Origin of the sequence: Flavobacterium sp. YO64, assembly GCF_004119505.1 — a bacterium.
Lineage (GTDB): Bacteria > Bacteroidota > Bacteroidia > Flavobacteriales > Flavobacteriaceae > Flavobacterium > Flavobacterium oncorhynchi.
Genome location: NZ_NRQV01000072.1, coordinates 1 through 444, shown reverse-complemented (window position 1 = coordinate 444; position 444 = coordinate 1). Strand labels below are relative to the sequence as shown.

Here is a 444-nt window from a genome sequence, read left to right as displayed (position 1 = left end):
GCAAAAGAAACTGTTACAACAATTACAAACAATAATAACGGAAGCTATACTTATGCAAATGAGGCAGGAGACAATGTTACTATTGACGTAGTAGGCGATGTTGCAACTAATTTTGAAACAATTATCAATAATCCTGCGGTAACTAATGTTTTAAACAATTTTGTTACTAAATCAGAAGGTACAGTATCGTTCAATTCTACAACCAACGAATTTACTTATACAGATGCATCAGGAGCAACACAAGTGGTAAATATCAATGAGATTGTAAAAGGAAACGAGACCATTACAACATTGGATAAAAACGCAGCCAACGACGGAAAGTATGTTTATAAGAGCGAAAATGATACAGAAACTACAATTGATGTTGTAGCTGATGTCGTTAACAACGCAAGCACAATTATCAACGATCCTAAGTTTGTAACTGAATTGACTCAATTTGTAGAC

The 444-nt window shown here is 34.0% G+C and carries 1 pseudogene; it reads left to right on the top strand.

From position 1 onward, the window contains the following. Positions 1-444 (top strand): annotated as a pseudogene (locus tag BOW57_RS20720) (hypothetical protein); the annotation flags it as partial.